This window comes from Atlanticothrix silvestris CENA357 (genome assembly GCF_016056295.1).
In the GTDB taxonomy this organism is placed as follows: Bacteria; Cyanobacteriota; Cyanobacteriia; order Cyanobacteriales; family Nostocaceae; genus Atlanticothrix; species Atlanticothrix silvestris.
Window position 1 is genome coordinate 80,958 of record NZ_JAECZB010000096.1, and the last position, 24,741, is coordinate 105,698.

Genomic DNA, 24,741 nt, shown 5'->3' on the forward strand with positions numbered 1-24,741 from the left:
TTTTGAGCCGTCAAAGTAAGCAGCCAGAAGTAATGAAAACGCAGCGATTTCTTCGGTCTTTGAACCAGCGATGGACTCACTGGCGGCGACGGTACAAAGCGCTACGCCGAAAAAGTCGCTTGCTTGTCAAGGTGAGAAGTCAAAGTAGTAAAAATCGCCGCCAGAGATTTTTGAGAAATTTCATCAGCGATACACTTCTGTTTTTAATCAAAATTACTGCCAATAACGAACACCGAAAACGAAAAATAGTAGTCTGTTCAATGGCAAAATCGGTCAACCAACGGCGTGGAATTAATACATTAATTTTAGATTGGGTTCATAAAAAGCGTTTCTCCGTTGTTTTAGCGATCGCAATATTATCTTTAACAGGTGTAGTAGGTCATAAATTATACAATCGTCCCCAACTGCAAGTAGGTAACATAGCACCACAGACGATTAGAGCGCCTTACACTGCAACTATTGAAGATCGCCGAGAAACTGAGGCCCAACGCAAAGCCGTCAGTAGAAGTTCTATCCCTGTGTTGATAGTAGATGCCCGAATCACTGAAAAAATCGACCAAAATTTGCAACAACTTCTAAATGAGGGTGATGAAATCCGTGCTGCTGCTGGGCCTTTTCCTTTTTTTGACACTTCAGTTTTATCCATATCTAGCCAGCATTATCTACGCTCTTGTTCGGTTTCGGAATGGCAAGCGCTGGTGTTAGCTCTAGAAAACACCAGTAAACATAAGTATAGTAGAGGATCACAGGCAACTTCTCCTAAATCAGACCTCAGCACTCCCTATTCTCCATTACCCACTCAAAAAACTGATTTTACTCAAGCAGTAGCAGAATTAGAAACTTACCGTCTCACGACCTCAGAGCAAAATTTATTCTCCCTCATTGCTCAAATTTCACAATCACGCCAAGCTTATACCCAAGCTAGTGTCCAACTTCTACAGCTTGAGACTAACGACTCCGATACAATATACAACGGCACTGTTGTTTTGAACTTGTCAGATGATGAGTGGACAAGAACACAAATAGGAATTCGTCAGAGTGCAGAGCGGATTCTCGCTCAAGGCATTCCATCTGGATTACTGCCCAGTATTTTACAAAACGCGGTCAGCCTACAAGTACAAACGTTTGTACCAAAAAATGCCGAATCTTTGGCAACCAAACTATTGTTGGCTGTATTGCAACCGAATTTGACAAAAGATGAAGAACAAACCAAACAACAAGCACAACAGGCTGCTGCTGGGGTGACACCCGTGATGATAGAAGTACACCAAGGTCAAGTGATTGTTGCTAAGGGAAAGAATATTAGCGCATGGCACTTTGAGGTATTAGAGCATTATCAACTGATTCGTCGGGAGAATAACTGGCTGGGTCTAGGGAAATTAGCAGCAGTGGTAACAGGCGCAATTGGCATTTTTGTCTGGGTAGAAAAGCGGATTAAGTGTGAATTGCGGCAACGCGATCGCCTGCTAGTATTGTTGCTGACTTTAAGTACCCCTGGGGTATTAGCATTAGGAATCCCGTATACAAGTTGGAGTGCTGTTGGTTTGTTATTGGGGAGTTTCTACGGGCCGAGTTTAGGTGTAACAGTTATGGGACTGTTGTTACTAATACTACGTATGAACTCGGAAATTAGCATGATTGCGCTTTTGGCTGGTGCGGCTGGGGGAATATTAGGTAGTTGCATTGCTCAAAAATTGCGATCGCGTGAGGAACTGGCATTATTAGGTCTTGCCATAGCCTTAACTCAGGGCATTATTTACCTGATTGCAAAAATTTTAATTGGTGCAGTATTTAGCGCAGGCTGGTATATTGTCCTTCAAGAGGCAGGGTTCTTTGCTTTATCTGGCTTAGTCTGGAGTGTTGTCGCACTAGGCTTGAGTCCTTATTTAGAAAAACTGTTTGATTTAGTAACGCCTATTCGGTTAGCCGAACTGGCCAATCCTAATCGCCCTTTATTAAAAAGACTTGCGACTGAAACGCCTGGAACCTTTCAACATACCTTATTTGTGTCTACCCTTGCCGAAGCTGCGGCGAAAAAATTAGGGTGTAATGTGGAACTAGTCAGGGCTGGAACCCTCTATCACGATATTGGTAAAATGCATGACCCCCTTGGCTTTATTGAAAATCAAATGGGGGGGCCAAATAAACACGAAACAGAAATTAACGACCCTTGGAAGAGTGCAGCAATTATTAAAAAGCACGTTAGTGAAGGGTTAGTGATGGCGCGAAAACACCTTGTGCCCACAGCTATTCAAGCTTTTATTCCTGAACATCAAGGAACAATGCTGATTGCTTATTTTTATCACCAAGCACAGCAAATGGCTGAAGAAAATCCCAGCCTTGTAGTAGATGAAGTTGAGTTTCGTTATGATGGCCCAATTCCCCAATCACGGGAGACCGGAATTGTTATGTTAGCAGATTCTTGTGAAGCGGCGCTGCGATCGCTCAAAGACGCTACTCCAGAACAAGCATTATCAATGCTTAATAATATTCTCCGTGCCAGATGGCAAGACGATCAAATGATCGATTCAGGATTGACACGAGAAGAAATGTCACAAATCGCCCAAATCTTTGTAGATGTTTGGCAGCAATTCCATCACAAACGCATTGCTTATCCGAAGTTAAAAGCAAGCAATGAAAAATTGGCTCAGAGTTAATACTGAGTGAAAAATCCGGGTACAAGGCAAATCTGGTGGGAACTGCACTACTTGATGAGCATAAACTCGTAGTGTAGTTCCGTTAGGGTGATTGAGTCACTTATCGAAGAGTTGTAGTTTTATTTGCCTAACTACACTAGAATTGCCATACAGGAGGGAGGCAAATCAATCCGTACAGAAGCCCTACCATCATCGTGATAATGTTGCACAGTGATAGTTTGTCTATCTGGCGGATAGCGTAATTGTTTATCGCTCCAATCGCTCTTGTATAAATAAGTCATGGTTGAATCGTGAGGATGCATAGCAGCATCGACTGTCACTTCAGCACCGCGATTTTCTAAGGCGTGGGTGTTCAGTACCATCAACACCTCTGTATCAAACAGAATTTGTGACCAAGCAACTAATTCTCCTTGTTGAGGAATCGAGAACGGGTAATTACAAAACGATGTTTCCCGTAGGACGTGATGTCCTCGACGTAAAGCTTTGCCAATTTTATCGTGTTGGTTGCGGAGGCGAGCGATCGCTGCAATTCTTAAATAAGTGGGATGATCTGGATTGAAGAAATGACAGCCTGCTGTTTGAAACGCGCCAAAATCACCACCAAACATGGCTTCACGGCTACATTTATATGCTGCAAACTGCGTGTCTTCAAGATTATCTACATTGCCATCAAAAGCCTGTTCTGTTCCGTAATAAATAGCAGGAATTCCTGGCATGGTTAGTTGCACCCCAACAACGTTAGCAATCTGCTCATAAAGGTTGGGAACATCACTATGGACAGCAAATCGCTGCTTACAATTAGGGGATGATATATCATCATCCAAAATAGAAACATGATACAAACCATCTTGACGGCATTGCCCTGCAAGATGACTTTCGCTGTACAAATCGAAAAATACACAAGGGTCTGCTAAACCCTTAGCCATTGAAGTTAAAGTATCAGGAGCGCTGGCGATGTCGAGTACAGCACTGAGATTACAACCGAAAATATCTAAGTAAGCATCTGTCATGTTATCGGAATTTATCTTTCCAGTCAGCAAAAAGTTGTCCTTGCCGATAGATTGAGCATATTCACGAATAGCAGTACAGAATTTGCGGGCATTTTGAGGAGGAATGCGCTCGGTTGTCTTGATGCAAAACCCATCGCAGTCAACAAGAGCAATCCAGTACTGATAAACTCTTGCCAGATTTGCAATCATTTCATCTCTATAGAACCAGTCATTACCACTGTGGTTAGAGATGACATCTAGGATGACATACATCCGGCGATCGTGGGCGGCATCTATTAAATCTCTTAAATCTTGACAAGTTCCTAAGTTGGGGTCAATATCTAAAAAGTTTTGAATGCTGTCATTGTTGTCTGTTTCTAGGTCAAGTTGTCGCCAAGGAGAGTTAATCCATAATGTTGTCACTCCTAATCCTTGTAAGTAATCCAACTTACTTCTAATTCCCCTGAAAGTTCCACCTAAAAACTTTGTACTTGCTGCTATCCAGTCAGCTTTGTTTTTTACCTGGAATCTTAAAGGATTGGTACGGTCAAAAAGTTCCCTATGACTTTCGTTATCGTCACTGAATCTATCAGGTAGTAGATGGTACAAAAACTGGTCTCGCCAACTGACAGGACTTAATTGAACCCTTCCGCGTGGTTTTAGATCTGTGTCAGAGAGCTCTTGGGGTGCAAATTCTTCAACTTTAGCCATGAGGACTTACGCATTGATTCCGAAATATGCACCTCAATGTTTAAAACAATTACCTCAAATTTTCATGAATCCACAGAGGTATTTAATATTATTTCGTAAATTCTAATTTAAGATACACAGAAAAAAGCTTCATAACAGCGCTTTCAATGTCGTTACTGTGTCCAAAATATCAGTATTCTTTTTGTAAGATTGGGATGTCCTAAACAAGAGTGTTGGATGGCTAAACACACAACCCATATCCCCGCAGTTATGTTGGGGGTAGGAGCGGCATTTGATGTTCTGGTTGGATGGGGTTGAATCCCTCCCTATATTTACTATACCCCTTGCTCCCTGCTCCCTTGCCTCTTCGTTGAATAATGCAATGCCTATGAGGAAGTTAGGGCGTGTTGCTGTAAATCTTCCAGGTTACAGACTTCCAAGGCTCTAGCATGGGTGGCTGATAGAACCACAGGTGGAGCTACCCCAGCATCAAGGGCTTCTTGCCAACGAGCCGCACACAAACACCAGCGATCGCCTGGGCGCAATCCTGGAAAATTAAATTGGGGCACTGGTGTGGTGAGGTCATTTCCCTGCAATTTGGTAAACTCCAAAAATTCTGCTGTCACTTGGGCACAAACAACGTGCATCCCAAAATCTTGACCGCCTGTGTTACAAAATCCATCACGGTAATACCCAGTTGTGGGAGAAGTGCAGCAAATTTCTAGATTTGTGCCTAGCACGTTTTTAGCATCTGCCATTTTCAATTCCTTGTTGTTTTAGTGGTTTGAACTGCTGTACTGCTACCATCATCTATTTTGCTTCTACGCTCTGTTAAAGGAAAACTTTATTTAACTACTTAACGATTAAGTAAAACTAAGATTTACTTTATAAATAGTCTCTAAAACAGAAAGCTTCGTCTTTAATTTTATGTTTGAACAACAACCTGAAGATTTACGGCTTTATGTTCAACAGTTAGCTACAGAAGCTATACAAAAATCAGAACCATCGTCATGGTTTGAAGTTTTATATGCCTCAGCTAAAGGTGATACAACACAAATACCTTGGGCTAAGTTAGCTCCTCACCCCTATTTGCAAGATTGGTTGAGTACTCATGAACCATTTGCTTCAGGCCAAAAGGCACTCATAATTGGTTGTGGTTTGGGAGATGATGCAGAAGCTTTAGCAAAGCTAGGATTTCAAGTGACTGCTTTTGATATATCTCCCACAGCAGTCGCTTGGTGTCAAGAGCGATTTCCCGATTCGACTGTGAATTATGTAATTGCAGATTTGTTGGCAATTCCCTCACAATGGCATCTTGCCTTTGACTTTGTTTTTGAATGTCGCAATATTCAAGCTTTACCATTGAGTGTGCGTTCTTCAGTTATTTCTTCTATTGCCTCTGTCGTTGCTCTTAGTGGGATACTACTAATTATTACTCGTATTCGCGAGACAGAAAATGAACCCTCCGGGCCTCCGTGGCCGTTGTCAAATTCCGAACTAGCGCAGTTTGAAAAATTAGGATTACACCAAGTAGAGCATATTCTGCTTTTAGAGTCTGAACAAACTGATGTGAAGCAAGTGCGGATTGAATATCAAAGACGTAATCTTGCTAAATACTCAACTTAGTGTGATGTGTCTTAAGTTCAATTTAGCAAAAACTAATGCGCCAAGTACTACAACGGCTACGATGTATGTACAAATAATTTCAGGCTAAAATGTTACATTAATAAAATTTCTATCATCGGCATTTATTTAATCTAGCCATGCCTTGTCAGTAGGGGAGCCAGTATAATTCCCTGGCTCGTCTCCTTACTATTTTGCAGCCGTGTTAGTTTTGATGAGTTACCCCGCACTATATTTAAGAATTAATTAATGAATCTAGGCAGGAATGACTTGAGCAATTAATGAACGTTTATCAAGCGACTGGACTTTACCTACCTGACTAAGATCATTTACAACTCGCTCTAGTAGTTCTCCAGCTTGGTCGCGATACTGATGTTCTCGACCTCTTAAACGAATAGCAAATTTCACTGAATCGCCTTTACTCAACCATTGAACTGCTTGCTCGATACGTAAGTTGTAATCAGCCACACCTACATTTGGACGAAGCCGAACTTCTTTGACTACAGGTCTAGCACTCTGTCCTTGACGCTTTTTCTTTTGATACTGAAGCTTGCCGTAGTTGAGGATCTTTGCTACTGGAGTGTCTTTGCCTTGGGAGACTACGACTAAGTCAAGCTCTACGCTTTGTGCTATCTGTAGAGCTTCTTGTGTATCGATCAAACCACGATTGTTATTCTCATGGTCAATCAAGAAGACTTGAGGTGACTTGATTTGTGAGTTAATCAGTTGCTTTTGGACTACGATAACGGTTTCCTCTCAATTTTTCAAGACTTTACTTGGCAAATCATGCCAACGTAACACAATGCTACCTATGAGTGATATTTTTAGGACACGGTAACGAATGTCTAATTTCTATGTTACTCTAAACTAAGCATCGTAAACTATTTAGCAAGTGAGACGCAGTAACAAAGTTTTCCTCTGCTGAAGCCAATTTCTTGATAAGGTTGAGTGTTAATTGAAAATTAAAGCATTAGATGTCAAGGCTGGCGATCGCATCATTGCCTACTGCAATAACAAGATGCAAGTCTGCAAGGTAAAAAGTATCTCAAGTACTGAGCAGCCAAATATTACACTTTCAGTATTTACATCTGAGCATTATCGCGGCTGTTTAGTCTCAAGCGTAGTTCGCTTCCGGAGTGATGCATTAGTTGATTTAGCAAGTTAAACAATCCCTAATTCTGGATTTTCTCTAGCAAGAATGCCCCATGCTTTATATTAGTGCATGATTTTGGGCATTTTTTAGTTAGTTGGATTATTCAAGTATGGCGGTGTCTACGACAAGCCTATTTGGGGCTGCGCTTCTCAACAAGTACAAATTTTTTGAACTTGAGTTTATCTTAATTCAATATTTTGTTCAAAAACTAAGATTGAATCATCTATAGTTTTTTTGTACTGAAAACCATAATCTAACAAAGCCTCTTTTAAAGTTTCTAGCTCAGATTCTTGGAGTATTTTGTTTTTGGGTATTACTTCAATAGCTTCGTTATTGACTGTAAAACTGAGATATTCTTTTAATTGGTCATAATGCCAGTTTAATTTTCTACCTGCATTTAACTCAATCGCAGATAATGTATTACTAAATTTGCTTGTAACCATAACTTTGGATTTTATGTTAACCTACATCATATTTTAACAATCCTAATAAAGAAAAATTTCTAAAAAAACTCTTAATGAACAGCTAACAAGTAAGATAAGTTTTTTAACTTACCAAAAAAATCATTCTATTGGTGAGTGTTTAAAATATAGATTTGGAGTAATAAATTTATAAATAGTACTTCCGATACCTACAAATTTTAAACAAAATCAAAGTAAAATCAGGCAATAGCTTTAGTAATTTTAGAAAAATCGAATTATTCAACTACTAAAGATCGTCTTATTTCATGAATACAGCAGATATCACATTTCTGGTTGCATTCATTAGCTTGTGTAGCTAGGAGCGTAACTTCAAGTTGCTGATTAAGAAAGTCAATAGGAATATTTTATTTCACCATATTTTGGATCATTTTTAACTAATAGCTTCCATTGCTGACGCTGCGCCTAACTGTAAAGCATAGAGGTTTGCGTAAACACCTTGCTGATTAATCAGCTGCTCATGAGTACCCCGTTCGACAATTTCTCCTTGCTGAATCACCAATACTTGATCGGCTTGGGTAACTGTGCTAAGACGATGAGCAATCACAAAACTAGTACGATTTTTGAGTAAACGGGCGATCGCACTTTGTACTAGTGCTTCTGTACGGGTATCTATGCTGCTGGTTGCTTCATCAAGAATCAAAATTTGGGGATTAATTAATACCGCGCGAGCAATACTAACCAGTTGTCGCTGTCCCTGACTCAAGGGGGCACCCCTTTCACCTAATTGAGTTGCGTAACCCTCTGGTAGTGAGGTGACAAACTCATGTACATTTGCCAGTTGCGCCGCCGCTTCGATTTCAGCTTGGGTAGCGTGGGGACAGCCAAAAGCAATATTTTCGGCGACAGTACCGCTAAATAAAATATTGTCTTGTAAGACAATGCCAATCTGACGGCGCAAACTAGCTTGAGTCACACTACGCACATCAATATCATCAATTTTGACTGCACCACCAGAGACATCGTAGAAACGCAAAATCAAGTTAATAATCGTACTTTTACCCGATCCGGTCGCTCCGACTAAAGCAATCATCTGTCCTGGATAGGCGTGTAAATTCACTCCTTTAAGAACCAGTTGATTTGGGTTATAGCCAAAGGTAACGTTATCGAATATCACCTCACCTTGAATAGGAGGCATTTCAGTCGCATCGGGTGCATCTTGAAGTTGTGACGGTTCATCCAAGAGTAGGAAAATGCGTTCTAATCCGGCAAAGGCAGACTGAGCTTGGGTGTAAAACTGGCTGAGAATTTGGATAGGGCGGAAGAACTGCTGAACGTAAAGTAAAAAGGATGTTACTACACCAACTGTTGCTGCTCCTGTGACAGCGAGATAGCCACCATAAGCTAGTACAGCTGCAGTTGCTAGGGTGTTAAGAAAATCAATTGACGGCAAAAAAGCGGCGGTAATTGCCACTGCTTCGACGTTGGCATCACGGTTGGCAGCGTTGAGAACGTCGAACTCTGCGATGTTAATATTTACACGATTAAATGCTTGTGCTTCTCGCACACTACCAATGTCTTCTTCTAATTTGGCGGAAAGTTCCCCAATTGTTTGGCGGGTGACACGAAATCTAGCTCTTGCCCAACGTGCGAATAAGCTGGTGGTTACAATCATCAGTGGTACAACTAAGTTGCTCAATAAACCAAGTTGCAAGTTAATTGAGAGCATCGCAATCACAATACCAACCAAACTCAAAGTATTACCCAACATTTGGGCGATCGTTTGTCCAAAGGCCTGATTAACGGTATTCACATCATTCAGCAAGCGGCTCATTAAATCGCCGGCTTCACTGCGGTCAAAAAAGCTCAGTGGTAGACTTTGGATTTTAATAAAAATATCTTGCCGTAATTGAGCTAGCAACCGCTGCATAATCCAACCAACTCGCAAGATTTGACCCCGGATTGCCAAAATACCAAGTCCGTAGATTAGTCCTAGTAGTCCTAATAGTAGTAATAAGCTTTGCAAATTGCCTTTTGCAATCAAGTTATCAATTGACCACCCAAGTAAGAATGGCCCAATTGCCTGAGTTGACGCACCGATCGCTACTAATGTCAGGGCAATAGGAATTTCTTTGCGGTAAGGTCGCAGGTATTGTAAAAAGCGTCGCAGAGTGGAGAGTTGGTGATTCGCATTTTGATCGGATGCAACAACTGGGCCTGTACCTCTCATAGCAATTTTCTTTTTTAGATTTTGGATTAAAAGTTTTTGTCAAAAAGCCGTTACAGAAATTTATTTAAATTTGGTATTATACTTATTGTTTTTGCTTGACTTGAGATTCCAAAATTACACCATATAGTGGGCTTGTTTGCATCAATTCTTCATGAGTACCTTGGGCAATTAATCGTCCTTGATCGATGAGCAAAATACGATCAGCGTTTTTAACTGTGCTAATGCGTTGAGCTACAACAAAAGTTACACAGGCTTTTTGGCGCATGAGGTCATCTAGTTCAGCTTGAATCTGAGCAGCAGTTTTGGCATCTACCGCAGAAGTACTGTCATCTAAAATCAGAATACTGTAATCGGTCAGTAAGGTGCGGGCGATCGCAATTCGTTGTTTTTGTCCGCCAGATAAACCCACGCCACGTTCACCCACAATCGTTTCGTAGGCATCGGGCAAACTAATAATAAAATCATGAATTTGAGCAGTTTTTGCTACCTCAACCACTTGCTCTAAGGTAGCGTTGGGTTTGGCATAAGTGATATTCTCGCGGATAGTACCAGAGAATAACGTAGTTTCTTGGAAGACAATTCCAATATGCGTTCTCAGACTATGGAGTGTAAAATCTCGCACATCTCGCCCGTCAATGCGAATTGCTCCCTGTGTGACATCATAAAATCGGGAAATCAAGTTCATAATCGTACTTTTCCCAGAACCTGTCATCCCCAAAACGGCGATCAATTCCTTGGGTTTTGTTTCAAAGGAAACATTTTTGAGAGCTGCTGTTGCAGCTCCAGGATAGCGAAAGCAGACGTTCTCAAAGGTAATTCTGCCACTGCAGGTTTCAAAAGGAATCGCATCTGGGCGATCGCGAATTTCTACTTCTGCATCTACCACTTCATAAATCCGTTCAGCAGAAGCTGCAGCTTGGGCGATCGTTGGTGCAGCAAAGCCAATCAATAAAATTGGTTGAAGAATCAATGCCAAGTAGGAGTTAAACGCTACTAGTTCACCAATGGAAAAGCTATCCTCAATTACCTGCGCCCCACCGTAGGCGAAAACTGCCAATGTTACTAAATTACTCAACAAAAAGATAAACGGGAAGGTATTGCGAATGGCGCGAATGGTCTTCATATTTGCGTTGACCAAAGCATCATTCATGGTGGTGTAACGCTTGGTTTCAGCTGACTCTCGCACAAAGGCTTTCACTACCCTGACCCCTAACAAGTTTTCTTGCAAAACGGCGTTGAGATCACTTAGTTGCTCTTGTACCTGCCGGAATAGTTTGTTATTGCGAGTGATAAATTGTGCCATTAACCATGCTGACATCGGTACAACCGTTAGTGTAATCAGCGCTAGCTGCCAGTTCATCACCAGCAAAACCACCGCAATTGCCACCAATGTCACAATTCCACCAATCACTTGAATAAGACTAGTACCCACAAATGTGCGAATCTGTTCAATATCGCTAGTGACGCGGGTTAGCAGTTGAGAGGTCTGTGATTGGTCATGATAGCTGAAACTGAGATTTTGAATTTTACTAAAAATCTGGTTACGCAATTCGTAGGCAACCCCTTGAGATGCGGCCTCTGCCAAATAGCTCTGTCCAAAGTTAAATAAACCGCGAGCGATCGCTGCAACAACCATCCAAGCAGCGCTATAAAGTACAATTTGTAAATTTTGTGGGATAATGCCTTGATCGATGCCCCAACGAAACAACTGGGGAGTCAGTGCATTGGCAACTGTCAACAGCAACAAACTGACTAAGGCTCCCAGTGAAATCCATCGGTAAGCACGCAAACTCCCCAGGACACGCTGAATTGCCTGCATTGAAGACTTTTCCTGAAGTTCTGGTTGTTGAACCAATGAATTTACTCCTGTGTTTCTGAAAAATTATCTCTTATTTTTTGCTCCTTAGTACATCCTCTGCTAGTAGGATTGGCACTACATTATCGGTATACTCAGGCGATCGCTACCCTTATTTTTATCCTGCTAACGATGCCCATTTTCAGGCTGGTAGATTGCTATATCTAGTCCTAAAGTAGGATACTGGCAGATTTCATTAAACAACTTTCTAAAAAAGGTTATTTTAAATCCTTCTAAAGATTAATGAAAAAGATGATGCTTTTTAGTTAAGAGTAATTATCCCAATTGTTGGTTATAGCTATTCTCAGAAATGTTGAAAGCTATCGAACCGCTTTTTGAACAACGTTCTCTACGAGACGCTGCGCGTTAGCGGAGCTTTCGCTTTAGCGATACGTAAGCTTGCTATCGCTACGCTAGCAGTATTGCCTCATAGAAGAAAGTGTCCGTTGCCAAGAAAAAAAAGCAAAGAATTTCATCAATCATTTAAAACTGTTATAGATAGAAGGTAGAAGCTTATTGATTTATTTCTATATTTCTACTTGTATATATCGCGCTATAGATACGCTTTTGCATATTTAACGTTTACAGTAACCAGTAACAGGAAATAAAGAGAGCAAAATTTCATGCCAGACAAGCAACGTTTGGAAGAGCAGTTAATATCACAAGAAGCTGAAAGGAGGCTATCTAACCAGTTAGATGAAGCAGAACAAATCGACGTAGATGTGCAAACCGATTTATTGCAATTAGTTCAGGGACATGCAGATGGCGTTTCCTTTGCAGCAAAAGGATTAGTGCTGAAAGAAAATATACATGTTCAAGAAATAAAACTGCAAACAGATAGTATTTCTGTTAATCCTTTAAGTGCTATTTTTGGCCAAATAGAATTAAATGAGCCAGTTAATGCTGTTGCTCGTGTCGTAATGACAGAAGCAGATATTAACTGTGCTTTGGATTCCGAATTTGTTCGCAGTTTGGTACAAAAATTTCAGTTGGATTTAGATGGTCAAAGCGTCAGTTTTGAGCTACAAAATATCCAGTTATTTTTACCTAGTGATGGCAAAATAGGATTTAAAGGGACAATACTAATCAAGGAGAATAGCAGTACTCAGTTATTAGGCGTTGTGGGAATAGTTATTCCACGTACTGATTCACAACCCATCAGAATAGAAAGTATCAAATGTACCGAAAAAGAGGGTCTTTCTATAGAACTGATTGCGGCATTTATGCAGAAGATCAAAGAATTAGCAAAGCTTCCATATTTTACATGGGAAGATATAGCATTCCGTGTCCAAAATATGGAAGTTTCAAAGGAAAGTTTAACAATAATTTTAGAAGCTAATGTGCAGCAACTATCATCCTCAGAAATAGATTTTCTACTTAAATGAAAGGGAATTTATTAATTTTCAAACTTGTAAGTTTCCTTAACACTTTGTAATATTAACAAGCTACTCTATTGACCTCTATCTATTCCAAAATTAAAAATATGCAAGAGTATGATGTCGTAATTATCGGTGCGGGACACAATGGACTAGTTTGTGCTGCTTATTTGCTCAAAGCTGGCTATAGCGTCCTGTTGCTCGAAAAGCGTTCTGTTCCAGGAGGGGCAGCAACAACAGAAGAATGTTTACCGGAAACAGCGCCTGGATTTAAATTTAATTTGTGTGCCATTGACCATGAATTTATCCATTTGGGGCCAGTTGTTGAAGAATTAGAACTAGGAAAATACGGTTTGGAATATCTGGAATGCGATCCAGTTGTTTTTTGCCCCCATCCTGATGGCAAGTATTTTTTAGGTCATAAATCGCTAGACAAGACTTGTGCAGAAATTGCTCGATATAGTGATCGCGATGCCCAAAAATACGCAGAATTTACCCAATATTGGCAGCGGGCATTAGGCGCAATGATTCCCATGTTTAATGCTCCGCCCAAATCAATTATCGATATCGCTGGCAATTACGATATTACAAAAATAAAAGATTTATTTTCAGTCATCGGTTCGCCAAACAAAACCCTAGACTTTATTCGCAATATGTTGACTAGCTCTGAAGATCTACTCAACGAGTGGTTTGATTCGGAGTTTCTCAAAGCACCACTAGCAAGACTAGCCTCAGAACTTGGTGCGCCACCATCACAAAAAACCATTGCTATTGGTGCAATCATGATGGCAATGCGTCATAACCCAGGCATGGCAAGACCACGAGGCGGTACGGGTGCCCTTGTACAAGCATTGGTGAATTTAGTTAAAAGTAAAGGCGGTGTGATTCTCACAGATCAGCATGTTGAAAAAGTTTTGATTGATGATGGCAAAGCCGTTGGTGTGCGGGTTAGCGGGGGTACAGAATATCGTGCTAAATACGGGGTGATTTCTAATATCGATGCTAAGCGGTTATTTTTGCAAATGACTGATAAAAGTGATATCGATGCAGCAGAACCAGAATTGTGGGAAAGATTAGAACGCCGCATTGTTAACAACAACGAAACTATCCTCAAGATAGATTTAGCTTTAGATGAACCCCTGCGTTTTCCCTACCACGCACATAAAGATGAATATTTAATCGGATCTATCTTGATTGCAGATTCTGTGGCTCATGTAGAACAGGCTCATAGTAAATGTACCTTAGGAGAGATACCCGATTCTGATCCATCAATGTATGTGGTGATGCCTAGCGCCCTTGATCCAACCTTAGCACCACCAGGCAAACACACTTTATGGATTGAGTTTTTTGCTCCCTATCAAATTGCAGGTGCAGAAGGTACTGGTTTAAAAGGTACTGGTTGGACAGATGAATTAAAAAATAAGGTTGCAGACAGAGTAATTGACAAGCTGGCAAACTATGCGCCGAATGTAAAAACAGCCACTATCGCCCGTCGTGTAGAAAGTCCAGCTGAATTAGGAGAAAGATTAGGTGCGTACAAGGGCAATTATTACCACGTTGATATGACCTTAGATCAAATGGTGTTTTTCCGTCCCTTGCCAGAATTAGCTAACTACAAAACGCCAATTGAAAATTTATTTTTGACTGGTGCAGGAACTCATCCAGGTGGTTCTATTTCCGGAATGCCAGGACGCAATTGCGCTCGTGTGTTTTTGCAAGCGAAACATCCTTTTGCTCAAACTTTGAAGGATGCACGAGATTCGATTAAATCAACTGTCGAGTCGGTGTTTAAAATTAATTGATTTTGGTGCAAAGATGTTGCTAGTACCGCTATGTGGAAGTAAAACATTTTAACAGTTTGAAATGAATGTTTTATTTTTGCTGTGTTGTACTAGTATTCCTCCTTGTGTATAATATAGAACTTAGATTCTGGCATGTGTCGTACCCAGACAATTTGAGAACCATCGAACAAAGGAACCTCAACTTGCCACCATGAACCGCCCAATAGACGACGATACCAACGAAAGTTTGAAAAAAAACAATCTAATAGTTGCATAAGACCAAAACTTTTAAAAGTAAAGGTGGATGCTAGCTTTGTATTTACAGCAAGGCTTGTAAGAAAACTGTTTTCCTCCTATTACTGAATTTAAAATAACTATGTAAGTAAAAACGTCTTTTGGTTGCCAACGTATGTCGGCATCTTAAAAAATATATTGATGTAAAACTGAAATTTGAAAAACATTTGCTGCAAGCATTATGAAAGCTCTAGCAGGAGACAATAAGCAGTTTGCGTAAGCGTTGCCGTAGGCTAGGCAAAAGGTAAAAACATTACTGTTCTTGACATTCACGCTTTCCAAATGCCTAGTCTGTATGCTATTTGTCATACTTTAAAAGATACGGCTATCTGCTTGATTCTATTTGACTATTTTTTAGATGTATACGTAATATTTTTTGCTAGTTATACAAATTCCATGAAAGATACAGCAGTAGCTAATAGCACCCATATCATTATTTGTTTAATAAATCCATCCTTATAATGTTATATTTTTATGTTTCTAAGAGTTTTATAAACTCAACGTTTTATTTAGGATAGGCGGCTCTATGATCAAAAAATATACCCCCTAGGGGCATAGTTTTCGGGCATGGAGAAGAGTTATAAATGCTCTATGTCTCAAGCTGCTTTTGAAGTTATTTATAAAGTAAAAATAAAATTGCTGTAGAGTGTGTTGTGGCGCATATTTCGATATGATTGGTCATGAAAAGGGGAATTTAATCACCTAACACATCCTACTTAAGATTTACTTTATAAATCGTCTTTTATATAAAAATAGATTTTATAGCGTTTCCTAGCCTGCTGAAGTACAAAATTATCTGCGTTTATCCGCGTTCATCCTCTTTTATCGGCGGTTAATTATTTATTGCTGTACCTCACGAATGTGGGAATTGATATATTATAATTACTAGTCCGGACACGCTAGAAAATAAGAAATGTAAATTTACCAAACGAAAACCACAACAGGATTCTGATGTGGTTAAATATCTTGTCAGTGGCAGAAACATCACAACTTAAAAGTTTTAATTAAAACTAATTGCGGTCACTTTCACAATGTAAATTGGTAGTTATATTTCAGATATATCTATGGAACTGTCTTGAGATTGACGACGGCTAAACATCATCATTGCTGCACCAATTATTCCTAAACCTAGTAATGTAGCTGGCTCAGGGACAGAAGTAGTAGTGAATAAAGCACCAGAAAAAGCCAAGTTATTAACTGAGCCGCCACTGCTAAGAATTGACTCAACATTGGCAACTTTTACATTGTTGACTTGGAAAGATAAGTTTCCTGCTCCCTTAGATTTGGAACCATCTTCACTGCTAAATAGTCCATAAAGTGCAACGTCTATAGCGACGTTTTCACCACTTTGTTTGAGTTCATAATTAGCAGAACTCAAGCTAAATGTATTGATTTTATCTGTGATTGAGGCAGATTCAGCAGCAGACTGAACTACACCAGGTAGAAGAGTTTTACCAAAATCCATAAAAGGATTATTTACAGACAAAGGGGAAAACTGAATAATATTACTTATTTTGGCTGTATTGAATGATGTAAAACTTCCTGTTTGAGCTGAAAGAGCAACTGGTGTTATGGGTTGGGGAGAAAATATTAGAGATTTGGCTGATAACTCTACTAAACTACTTGCTGATGTGGAAGGCAAAGAAGTGTATCCACTACTTAGCTGAAAGTCACCATTAAATGAGGCTGCGATCGCAGAATTAGCAAAAGTAAATATCCCTACAAAAGATAATGGTATTACAACAGTGGCAGCAAAAAATGCATCTAATAATTTAGATGTAAAAGCAACTATTTTCATTTTCTTCTCCTATAAGAATGTGACAGAACTAGGGGCGTTCTGTATGGAATCTGCAAGATTCACTGCATAGTTTATTTGTTACTTCGATAGGTTCCCATGAATACTTAAAACAAACAACAAGTCGCATTCCACACTTGCAACTGTCACACTCAGTATTATTTGCTAAGCACCCAGCAAATACTGTATAAAATAAATACTTAGTAGCTTTTTTAAGGGATTCGCTACAGGCAAAGTTATCTGATCCAAATCGAATTATTTCAGCCCAAAACAAGTCTTTAAGGCAAATTAACTATCTAAATCCATTGCCTAGGATCTAGTTGATAGTAACCTTGTAGTAGCTCATAAAGTGACGGATGCTGCTTTAACAGTTGGTGCGGTTTTTCAAAAAATGTCTCAGTTGCTACGGCAAAAAATTCTGCGGGATTAGTCGCGCCATAGCTATTCATCACGGTTTTTATACCTTTTTGAACATCATTGCAGAGTTGTTGATATTCTTCTGTCATGACCCTAGCCCACATTGCATAGTCTGAGTTGCGTTGCAAAATAGGAACACCCTCAGCTTTACCATCCTCTTGATCTAATTGGTGAGCAAATTCGTGAAGAATTACGTTATGTCCATCTTTCCAGTTACCAGTGTCTTGTTGTACCTGTTCCCAAGACAATATTACTTGGTCATTAATCCATGATTCCCCTAATCTGGCTACACGCCTTTCTTCGATAATATAATTTCCAGTGGCTACGGTTTCATTCACAAAATAAGTACTGGGATAAATCAAAACCGAACGAAGTTTAGGAAAATATTCTCCTCGCTCATTTAATAAAAGCAAACAGGCGATCGCCGCAACAGTTAACCTCATTTCTTCTGTTACTTGCAATCCCCCACAGCCAATGAATTGTTTTTCTGCTACAAATACTTGAATATGTCCTTGGAGCCGTCTACGTTCTATAGGGGAAAGTCGCAGAGAAAGAGGAAAGTTATTTTCAATAATGGCACTCCAAAGCGGTGGAAAAGGACGATTTTTTACACGACTTCTTCGTTGTTTAATCAGGAAGGGGCTGATTAAAATTCCTATGATAATCAGCCCCATAATCAGAAAAATAATAATTGTTGCAACCATTGATTGCTATCTAATTTAGTGAATAATTAGAGTTTTTTATGATTTCAGATTTTTCAAGGAATACAAAAAAATAATTATTCAATATTCGGTTGAATTTCAGATGGTGCGTTACGAGATTCTAACGCACCTTATTACAAAAGCAGATTTTAATCTGACAGAATCTTATATGGATTAATTAACCCATTCGTGAAACTTCATCCACTGCTTTTGGAACTCCCGCAGTTAAAACTTCATGCCCATCAGGCGTTACTAATACATCATCCTCAATACGAATGCCAATGCCAACCCACCTTTGGTCAGTTTCTGGCTGGTCTTCTGCTAATTTAGTGTCAGGCACAATATATAGTCCTGGTTCTACAGTTAGTATTTGACCTGGTTGTAAAATTTGTGGTTTATCTTCACCGTGCTGATAAACACCTACATCATGGACATCCAAGCCTAACCAATGACTGGTGCGATGCATATAATATGGCTTGTATTTCTCTTCTTCAATTAACTTGTCAATTTCACCTTTGAGGATGCCTACTTCAACTAAACCTTCAGTAAGTACGCGTACTGCTGTATCATGAACCAAGTTAAATGAGTTACCTGGTTGCACTTTGGCGATCGCCTGTTTCTGTGCTTCTAGTACTGGTCTTCTGCTAATTTAGTGTCAGGCACAATATATAGTCCTGGTTCTACAGTTAGTATTTGACCTGGTTGTAAAATTTGTGGTTTATCTTCACCGTGCTGATAAACACCTACATCATGGACATCCAAGCCTAACCAATGACTGGTGCGATGCATATAATATGGCTTGTATTTCTCTTCTTCAATTAACTTGTCAATTTCACCTTTGAGGATGCCTACTTCAACTAAACCTTCAGTAAGTACGCGTACTGCTGTATCATGAACCAAGTTAAATGAGTTACCTGGTTGCACTTTGGCGATCGCCTGTTTCTGTGCTTCTAGTACAATCTCATATAATATCTTTTGTTCTGGGGTAAATTTACCTCCTACAGGAAATGTCCTGGTAATATCGGAGTTGTAGTAACCGTATGCACAACCAGCATCAATTAACAGCAATTCCCCATCTTGAATTTGCCGATTATTTTCGATGTAGTGAAGTACACAAGCATTGGCACCGGAAGCCACAATTGAAGGATAAGCTGGCCCCATTCCCCCCCGCAACCGAAAGATGTGTTCTATTCCCGCCTGGATTTCGTATTCATAACGTCCAGGTGTACTAGTTTCCATTGCATAATTATGTGCTTCAACTGCGATCGCCACAGCTTGACGCATCAATTTTAACTCGGCTTGACTTTTGATCAGTCTCATGACGTGGAGGACAGGGCCAGTATCTGCAATGGCAATTGGCCCTGTACCGCGCTTGGGATAAGTCCGTAATAAACTTTGGTAATGTTTGAGGATTTTATCGTTAAAATTGCGATCGCGTCCTAAATGATAGTAAATGCGATCGGCTTTTTCTAAATACTGCGGCAACTTTTCATCTAGTTCGGCGATGGGGTAAGCTTCATCTGCACCATAAATTTCTTTTGCTGCATCTACCCCGCAGCGATAGCCAGTCCAAACCTCTTTTTCTCGCTCCTTAGGTTGGACAAACAGCACAAACTGATGTTCTGGATGATGTGGTGCTAATACTGCCACTGCTTGAGATTCGTTAAAGCCAGTCAGATAGAAAAAATCGCTATCTTGGCGATAAGCGTATTCGACATCGTTGTGCATCACTGCCATTGGCGCACTGCGAAAAATGGCTGTACTATTACCAATTTTTGCCATTAACTGCTCGCGACGCTGCCGATATTCTGCTTCCATAGCTGATTAATCTGTGAATTTATGGTGTTATTTTAGACTTTCGACAACAATGAGGTTGTACAGTCGATACCTCTTAGTTGCGACTAATTGAAGTTATTCTAGCCAATTCTCGTTAGAGACTAAAAAAACTAAACCTACTAGTACGTCAAGTTTAAATTGATGGATAAACTGATGCGCGCCTAAATTGTGTAAACACTCTTTACGGTCGTTAACTGTTAACTGTTAACTGTTGACGGTTGACGGTTAACGGTTATCAATCATAGGTCATCAGCCTTCATGTAAATGTTCAAGTTAAATGCGTAACAGCTTAAGCAATTTCGTAGTAAGGGCTTGAGTCATTCTTTATCTAAGCACTAAAGTGCTTACTACAAACTCTCAAAACTAGCTTGACAAAGTACTACAAGGGGCATGGTTTTTGAGTATGGGGAATGGAGAAGAGTTGCCAAAAAACTGGGTCTCTTGAGAGCGCGCAGTGTCAAAAATCACTCTGAAAGGGCTAATTCGGGAATTAACTGATGAACAGCTAGCTCGATTTTGCGATTAACTGCTTCCCAAGAATATTCCGCCTGAACGAGTTCATAAGCAGAATTAGCTAGTTTATTTCCTAACGAAGAATCTAGCCAAAGTTGATTGACACCTTCAACTAACTCTTCAACTTCATTTCTAATTAATAGATGTTCCCCATCTCTAGCTTTGATACCCTCTACACCTTTGGTAGTACTAACCACAGGACAGCCAGCCGCAAACGCTTCTAAAATTTTCAAGCGTGTACCTCCGCCTTGAAGTAAAGGTACAACCATTACACTAGCAGCAGCTAAATAAGGTCGCACATCGGGTATGCTGCCAGTAACAATAATTCCAGATTCTCTCTGGGCAGCTACTTGCATAGATGAAGTGGGATTACGCCCTACCAACAGCAGACGGCTATCTGGGTAAAGTTTGCGTAGTCGGGGGTAAATTTGATAAATCAGTAACTCAGCTGCTACTGTGTTGGGTGAGTATGAAAGTTGACCGAGAAATAGTATATTGTGGCGTGTATTTTCTAACCCAGTCGCTGGGAGACATTCACGGGAGTACACACTATTATAGTGGGCGACATTAATTCCGTTGGGTATGACTTGAGTTGGTGCTACTTGCTTGTAATACTGCTTTATTAAGCTTGAATCATCTTCGCTACATACCCATACTTGGCTAGCTTGGCTGGCGAAATCGCTTTCGATGGAAAAAAGATGGTTTAGTTGAATTTTGGCTTGTAATTGTGACTTAAAATCTGGAATTGAATTGTGTCTTTGCTGCCAAACAGATGCTTCTACATTATGGTTATCGAAGATAATTTGACATTGATGGCGTTTGACTACATTTAAGTATGGGTACAACCAGACTTCTTCAAAAATTACCAAATTGGGTTGAAACTTTGTGAGGATTGCGTCTAATTCTTCAGCCGCAGTTTTTGCATAAGCCCAATTAGCATCTGGATGTCTGCGTGATTGCAACCACCACAAACGATTTTCTAATTTTTCCCAGTTTGAGCGCTGGCTGGCGACGTTGGTATGTTTCCATAGTGCGACTCCGGGTAAAGATGTATTTTGAGGACTCCAGTTAGAAACTGAAAAAACACCAATGGGGCCAAACTTCATCATGATGTTGATGTTTTGCCAGGTACGTAAGCTTACTCCGCCAATGGGTGGGTACGGTACTTCTTTGGTGATGAATAAAGTGCGAATCAAGAAAGTCACTCAAGTATGGTTTTGAAGAAAGGGGAATGTCTCACGCAGAGGCGCAGAGGGAGAGTTTAGGAGTTTGCAAAGCTATCGATTTTGTGGAATATTTGGGGTAGGTTGGTAAGTTGAGTTAAATCTCAGTTGATTAATCACGAAGAATGTACCAAGAGCTAAGGCAATAGACACAAATGCGATCGCTACAGTATTATTCTTCCAAAAGCTGAGTTTTCCTTGTGTATAAGCAGTATTAGTTATATTTACTTCACGTCTCGCTTCTTCCAAAATTGATTGGAGAGCATTTATTTGCTCATCTTCTAATTGTACAAATTTGTCTTGCCTAAAAGCGTTTTCTATAATTTTTATTTTTTCTTCGGAAGATACTTGAGCAAGTTCTGTTCTCACAATTTCATAGGGATTGTTTTGCTTTACTGGTTGTGAAGGTGGAATTGGAGAGTTTTGCTGAAAGTGTTTTTGATAAAAGTTCTCCAAGTTCTCAGACTTGATGGGTTGTGAAGATGGAGTTGGGACATCTTGTTGAATATCTTTTTTGGTAAACCTATAAGAAGTATCTCGTTGTGTAGGTCTTGATGGTTGATTTTGTGGCTTTTGGGGTTGAGTTGGGATGCGCTGATTACTACCTATTTCATGTGTCTTCAATGACCATTTATATTCACTATCTTGAACAACTCTATTTTTTAATGAAGAATATAAGTAGTGATTGACTTCCCGTCTTTCAATTCCTAGCATTTCAGCTATTTTGACTGCTCTTAGAGGAGTTCCACGGTTCAATATTTCAATGATTTTGGATTCTAAGTTATCCATAATTAGTAATAAATTTTAACTGAATAGAATATTTTAAATTAACTAATACCATCAGAAAAACTATCAATAATTTTTAGCATTGTTTTGTCGCCTAGGCCTTTAATACGATCAACTACATTACTAAAGGACTCAAATTTACCATTTTCACGCTCATTAACTATATTTGCAATTATTGGAGTTTTCACATTAATCCGTTTCAATTTAGAAGTCAGTTCAGGTAAAGACCAGCTATTAAGTGCTTCTAGTGGTTCAATAGGCTTTGGAAGCCTATTTTCAATTGCATTTAGTTTGTTGGTAAAACTTTTAATTTCACGCCTCAGTTCTTCCTGTAATTCATTAGTACGGCTTTCAATACGTGATTCAAGATTTGTTACACGAGATTCTGTATTTGTAGTACGTGATTCCATATTTATAAAGCGCAATTCAATGGCATCTGAACTAGTAGCTATATTGCTGTAAATATTACTATTTTTTGGCTTTCTGAATACTTCAATTTGTTTTGTTAAAGCTTCCTCATTCTCATCTTCAATAATAAATACTCCAATCATTTCGCCTTTGCGAGGATCTATTTCTCTAGCTCTAGCAGCAGCATAATATTCAAAGTCTCCATCTACTACTTCAAAAGATTGTAGGCTTGTTCTGCGAACAACTATAGGGTTAATAACTCCTTCAGATTCTAAAATTAACTTAGCAGCTTGTTCTAATTCCTCTTCTGCAAAAAGTGAACGAGGCTTGCTAGAGATAATTTTTTTGATAGCAACAAGTGATGTAGATAATTTCATTATATTAATCCTGTCTTTTGTAAAACTTCCATTGCTAATAGTTCAAACTCTTGTGCGGCAGTTGAGTCTGGTTTAAAATCAAGTACAGAAACAGGATCAGCTACTTCAATATCTCCAATCATCAGAGTTTTTTCTGCACATTTTGCTAGATCATCTCTTTCATAAATCACCGTATCCATAATTTCAAAACCATAGCGTTTTGGGATAGTATCTAGTCGCTTAGGTAAAGTATGTTTTACAAATTGATTATTTGTAGATATCTTACAGGCAAGTATACCTAAAATCTCAACTGGAGGTTTTCTTAGAGGATATTTTCTATAAGCATTAATTTTTTTGAGAAAGTCTTTGACATTTAATAGGCCTTGATTAGCAAAAGGTTTTAGGTCAGAGGGAATGATAAGGTAATCCGCAGTAATTAAAGCAATCCTCGCGTACAAGTTTAAAGAAGGCGGCGTATCAATTAGAACTACATCATATTGTTCTACTATTGTGTCTAGCTTTTGAGCCAGCATCGTTTTACTATCTTCGTTTTGAATTAGTTCATTTTCAACATTCATCAAACTGATGTGAGATGGTACAACACTAATTTCTGGGTTAGTAAATTGAGATTTTCTGGCAACTTCTTCTATAGGATAAAAATCTCCTGATTCTAAAATATGTCGAATATTAGAGTCTTTGATATCATCAAACTCTTCATCATCAAATTTAACTAAGCCTGTAGCAAATGTAGTATTTGCTTGACTATCAAGGTCAATAACTAAAACTCTTTTACCCTTTTTTCTGAGAGCAGCGGCTAGATTTACTACAGTAGTTGTTTTACCTACTCCACCTTTATTGTGATAAACTGCGATTATTTTCATTGAATGTTGCCTCTTTACTTCCAAATTTAAATTATCATTAGATACTTGAATATCTAAGTCGTCTATCACTTGCCATTCTTTCAGATTCTCTCTTCCAATTAAACCTGTAATTTGATCTATCTTTTCTTCAACATCTTTCCCATTACACTGAAACACTAGTTGAACGTCATTTTGAAATTTCTCATAAATTCTAATTTCCTTGCCATTAGTGAGCAACCCATACCTGACATTCAAGCTTGTTAAATAATGCCTGAGTTTGGGAATATGATTATTTAAGTTTTGCTTTGGGCTTTTTGCCTCCATAACCACACTCAGCGGTGAGTTGGCATCTAATACCAAGGGAATTACTTGTGCAGCAAATGCTAAAAAGTCCAAGCGGATGTTACCAAAGGCAACTTCCTGATGCCACGTTTCGGGAGTATACCCTAACTGCGGTAGCAAATATTGCACTATGAGTTTACTTTCGACTTCGCTTTCGTTGCGACACAGTTCCGGGTTAAAAGGCAATATTTTTTACCTCTAAAAACTGATAAGCACAGTAAATAACTTGATAGTTATTCGATTATGCCATAGTGTTAGTTATTTATGGCACAATAAATACTTAATAGTATGTATAGATTTTAAATTATATTTAGTATTATTACTGTGAATCAAAAGCTATAGCAAATAGAATTTATTGCTAAATAAGCTATGCATTAGTTATACAAACTTTTAAAGAGTGATACATTACTCCTCCTCCTTACTAGCCAAGGATTGGG

18 protein-coding genes and 2 pseudogenes are annotated in these 24,741 nt (G+C 39.3%); 6 read left to right on the forward strand and 14 right to left on the reverse strand.

The annotated features are described in order from the left end of the window. The first annotated feature begins 32 nt into the window (after positions 1-32). The gene (locus I8751_RS24975; protein ID WP_214441782.1) at positions 33-2,657 is read left to right on the forward strand and encodes an HD family phosphohydrolase; all 2,625 of its coding nucleotides are present in this window, start codon (positions 33-35) and stop codon (positions 2,655-2,657) included. Positions 2,658-2,788: 131 nt separating this feature from the next. Here the strand turns inward: I8751_RS24975 and I8751_RS24980 are convergent, their stop codons facing one another. After that, a complete protein-coding gene (locus I8751_RS24980; protein WP_214441783.1) occupies positions 2,789-4,357 on the reverse strand; it encodes an alpha-amylase family glycosyl hydrolase in 1,569 nt (522 codons plus the stop codon). Positions 4,358-4,531: 174 nt separating this feature from the next. Here I8751_RS24980 and I8751_RS24985 point away from each other — a divergent pair, with 174 nt between their 5' ends. Then, entirely contained in the window at positions 4,532-4,654 is a 123-nt protein-coding gene (locus I8751_RS24985; RefSeq protein WP_318780370.1) for a WecB/TagA/CpsF family glycosyltransferase, read from the forward strand. Positions 4,655-4,722: 68 nt separating this feature from the next. Here I8751_RS24985 and I8751_RS24990 read toward each other — a convergent pair whose 3' ends face one another. Further along, positions 4,723-5,094, reverse strand: coding sequence for a DUF2237 family protein (locus tag I8751_RS24990; RefSeq protein ID WP_214441784.1), 372 nt, complete (start codon positions 5,092-5,094; stop codon positions 4,723-4,725). Positions 5,095-5,263: 169 nt separating this feature from the next. Here I8751_RS24990 and I8751_RS24995 point away from each other — a divergent pair, with 169 nt between their 5' ends. After that, positions 5,264-5,962, forward strand: coding sequence for a class I SAM-dependent methyltransferase (locus I8751_RS24995; protein WP_214441785.1), 699 nt, complete (start codon positions 5,264-5,266; stop codon positions 5,960-5,962). A gap of 252 nt (positions 5,963-6,214) precedes the next feature. Here I8751_RS24995 and infC read toward each other — a convergent pair whose 3' ends face one another. Then, on the reverse strand, positions 6,215-6,703 hold the full coding sequence (gene infC, locus I8751_RS25000) for a translation initiation factor IF-3 (RefSeq protein ID WP_214441872.1): 489 nt from the start codon (positions 6,701-6,703) through the stop codon (positions 6,215-6,217). A 211-nt stretch (positions 6,704-6,914) separates the two neighbouring features. Here infC and I8751_RS25005 point away from each other — a divergent pair, with 211 nt between their 5' ends. Beyond that, positions 6,915-7,124, forward strand: a complete 210-nt coding sequence (locus I8751_RS25005) for a hypothetical protein (protein ID WP_214441786.1) — start codon at positions 6,915-6,917, stop codon at positions 7,122-7,124. Positions 7,125-7,291: 167 nt separating this feature from the next. Here I8751_RS25005 and I8751_RS25010 read toward each other — a convergent pair whose 3' ends face one another. The 3 genes from I8751_RS25010 to I8751_RS25020 form a co-directional block, all read right to left on the reverse strand. Continuing rightward, positions 7,292-7,555, reverse strand: coding sequence for a hypothetical protein (locus I8751_RS25010; protein WP_214441787.1), 264 nt, complete (start codon positions 7,553-7,555; stop codon positions 7,292-7,294). A gap of 409 nt (positions 7,556-7,964) precedes the next feature. Then, a complete protein-coding gene (locus I8751_RS25015) occupies positions 7,965-9,761 on the reverse strand; it encodes an ABC transporter ATP-binding protein (RefSeq protein ID WP_214441788.1) in 1,797 nt (598 codons plus the stop codon). An 82-nt stretch (positions 9,762-9,843) separates the two neighbouring features. Next, the gene (locus I8751_RS25020) at positions 9,844-11,616 is read right to left on the reverse strand and encodes an ABC transporter ATP-binding protein (RefSeq protein ID WP_225894396.1); all 1,773 of its coding nucleotides are present in this window, start codon (positions 11,614-11,616) and stop codon (positions 9,844-9,846) included. A gap of 641 nt (positions 11,617-12,257) precedes the next feature. Here I8751_RS25020 and I8751_RS25025 point away from each other — a divergent pair. Beyond that, positions 12,258-13,001: an LmeA family phospholipid-binding protein gene (locus tag I8751_RS25025; protein ID WP_318780368.1), complete on the forward strand. Its 744-nt coding sequence runs from the start codon at positions 12,258-12,260 to the stop codon at positions 12,999-13,001. Between the two features lie 77 nt (positions 13,002-13,078). After that, on the forward strand, positions 13,079-14,794 hold the full coding sequence (gene crtO, locus I8751_RS25030) for a beta-carotene ketolase CrtO (protein WP_318780371.1): 1,716 nt from the start codon (positions 13,079-13,081) through the stop codon (positions 14,792-14,794). 1,318 nt (positions 14,795-16,112) lie between these two features. Here the strand turns inward: crtO and I8751_RS25035 are convergent. The 8 genes and pseudogenes from I8751_RS25035 to I8751_RS25070 all read right to left on the reverse strand — a co-directional run bounded on the left by I8751_RS25035 (position 16,113) and on the right by I8751_RS25070 (position 24,490). After that, complete coding sequence (locus I8751_RS25035; protein ID WP_225894398.1) at positions 16,113-16,865, reverse strand: PEP-CTERM sorting domain-containing protein; 753 nt, start codon at positions 16,863-16,865, stop codon at positions 16,113-16,115. A gap of 293 nt (positions 16,866-17,158) precedes the next feature. Continuing rightward, a complete protein-coding gene (locus I8751_RS25040) occupies positions 17,159-17,983 on the reverse strand; it encodes a M90 family metallopeptidase (protein WP_214441791.1) in 825 nt (274 codons plus the stop codon). Between the two features lie 175 nt (positions 17,984-18,158). Next, positions 18,159-18,614, reverse strand: a pseudogene (locus I8751_RS25045) (M24 family metallopeptidase); the annotation flags it as partial. Continuing rightward, positions 18,614-19,798 (reverse strand): annotated as a pseudogene (locus I8751_RS25050) (aminopeptidase P N-terminal domain-containing protein); the annotation flags it as partial. The pseudogenes I8751_RS25045 and I8751_RS25050, both read right to left, overlap by 1 nt. Before the next feature lie 482 nt (positions 19,799-20,280). Then, positions 20,281-21,534, reverse strand: coding sequence for a glycosyltransferase family 4 protein (locus tag I8751_RS25055; protein ID WP_214441794.1), 1,254 nt, complete (start codon positions 21,532-21,534; stop codon positions 20,281-20,283). 72 nt (positions 21,535-21,606) lie between these two features. Next, positions 21,607-22,341, reverse strand: a complete 735-nt coding sequence (locus I8751_RS25060; RefSeq protein WP_214441795.1) for a hypothetical protein — start codon at positions 22,339-22,341, stop codon at positions 21,607-21,609. A 38-nt stretch (positions 22,342-22,379) separates the two neighbouring features. After that, positions 22,380-23,123: a ParB N-terminal domain-containing protein gene (locus I8751_RS25065; RefSeq protein WP_214441796.1), complete on the reverse strand. Its 744-nt coding sequence runs from the start codon at positions 23,121-23,123 to the stop codon at positions 22,380-22,382. Continuing rightward, the gene (locus tag I8751_RS25070; protein ID WP_214441797.1) at positions 23,123-24,490 is read right to left on the reverse strand and encodes an AAA family ATPase; all 1,368 of its coding nucleotides are present in this window, start codon (positions 24,488-24,490) and stop codon (positions 23,123-23,125) included. The genes I8751_RS25065 and I8751_RS25070 overlap by 1 nt, the downstream gene beginning before the upstream one ends. Positions 24,491-24,741 lie beyond the last annotated feature (251 nt).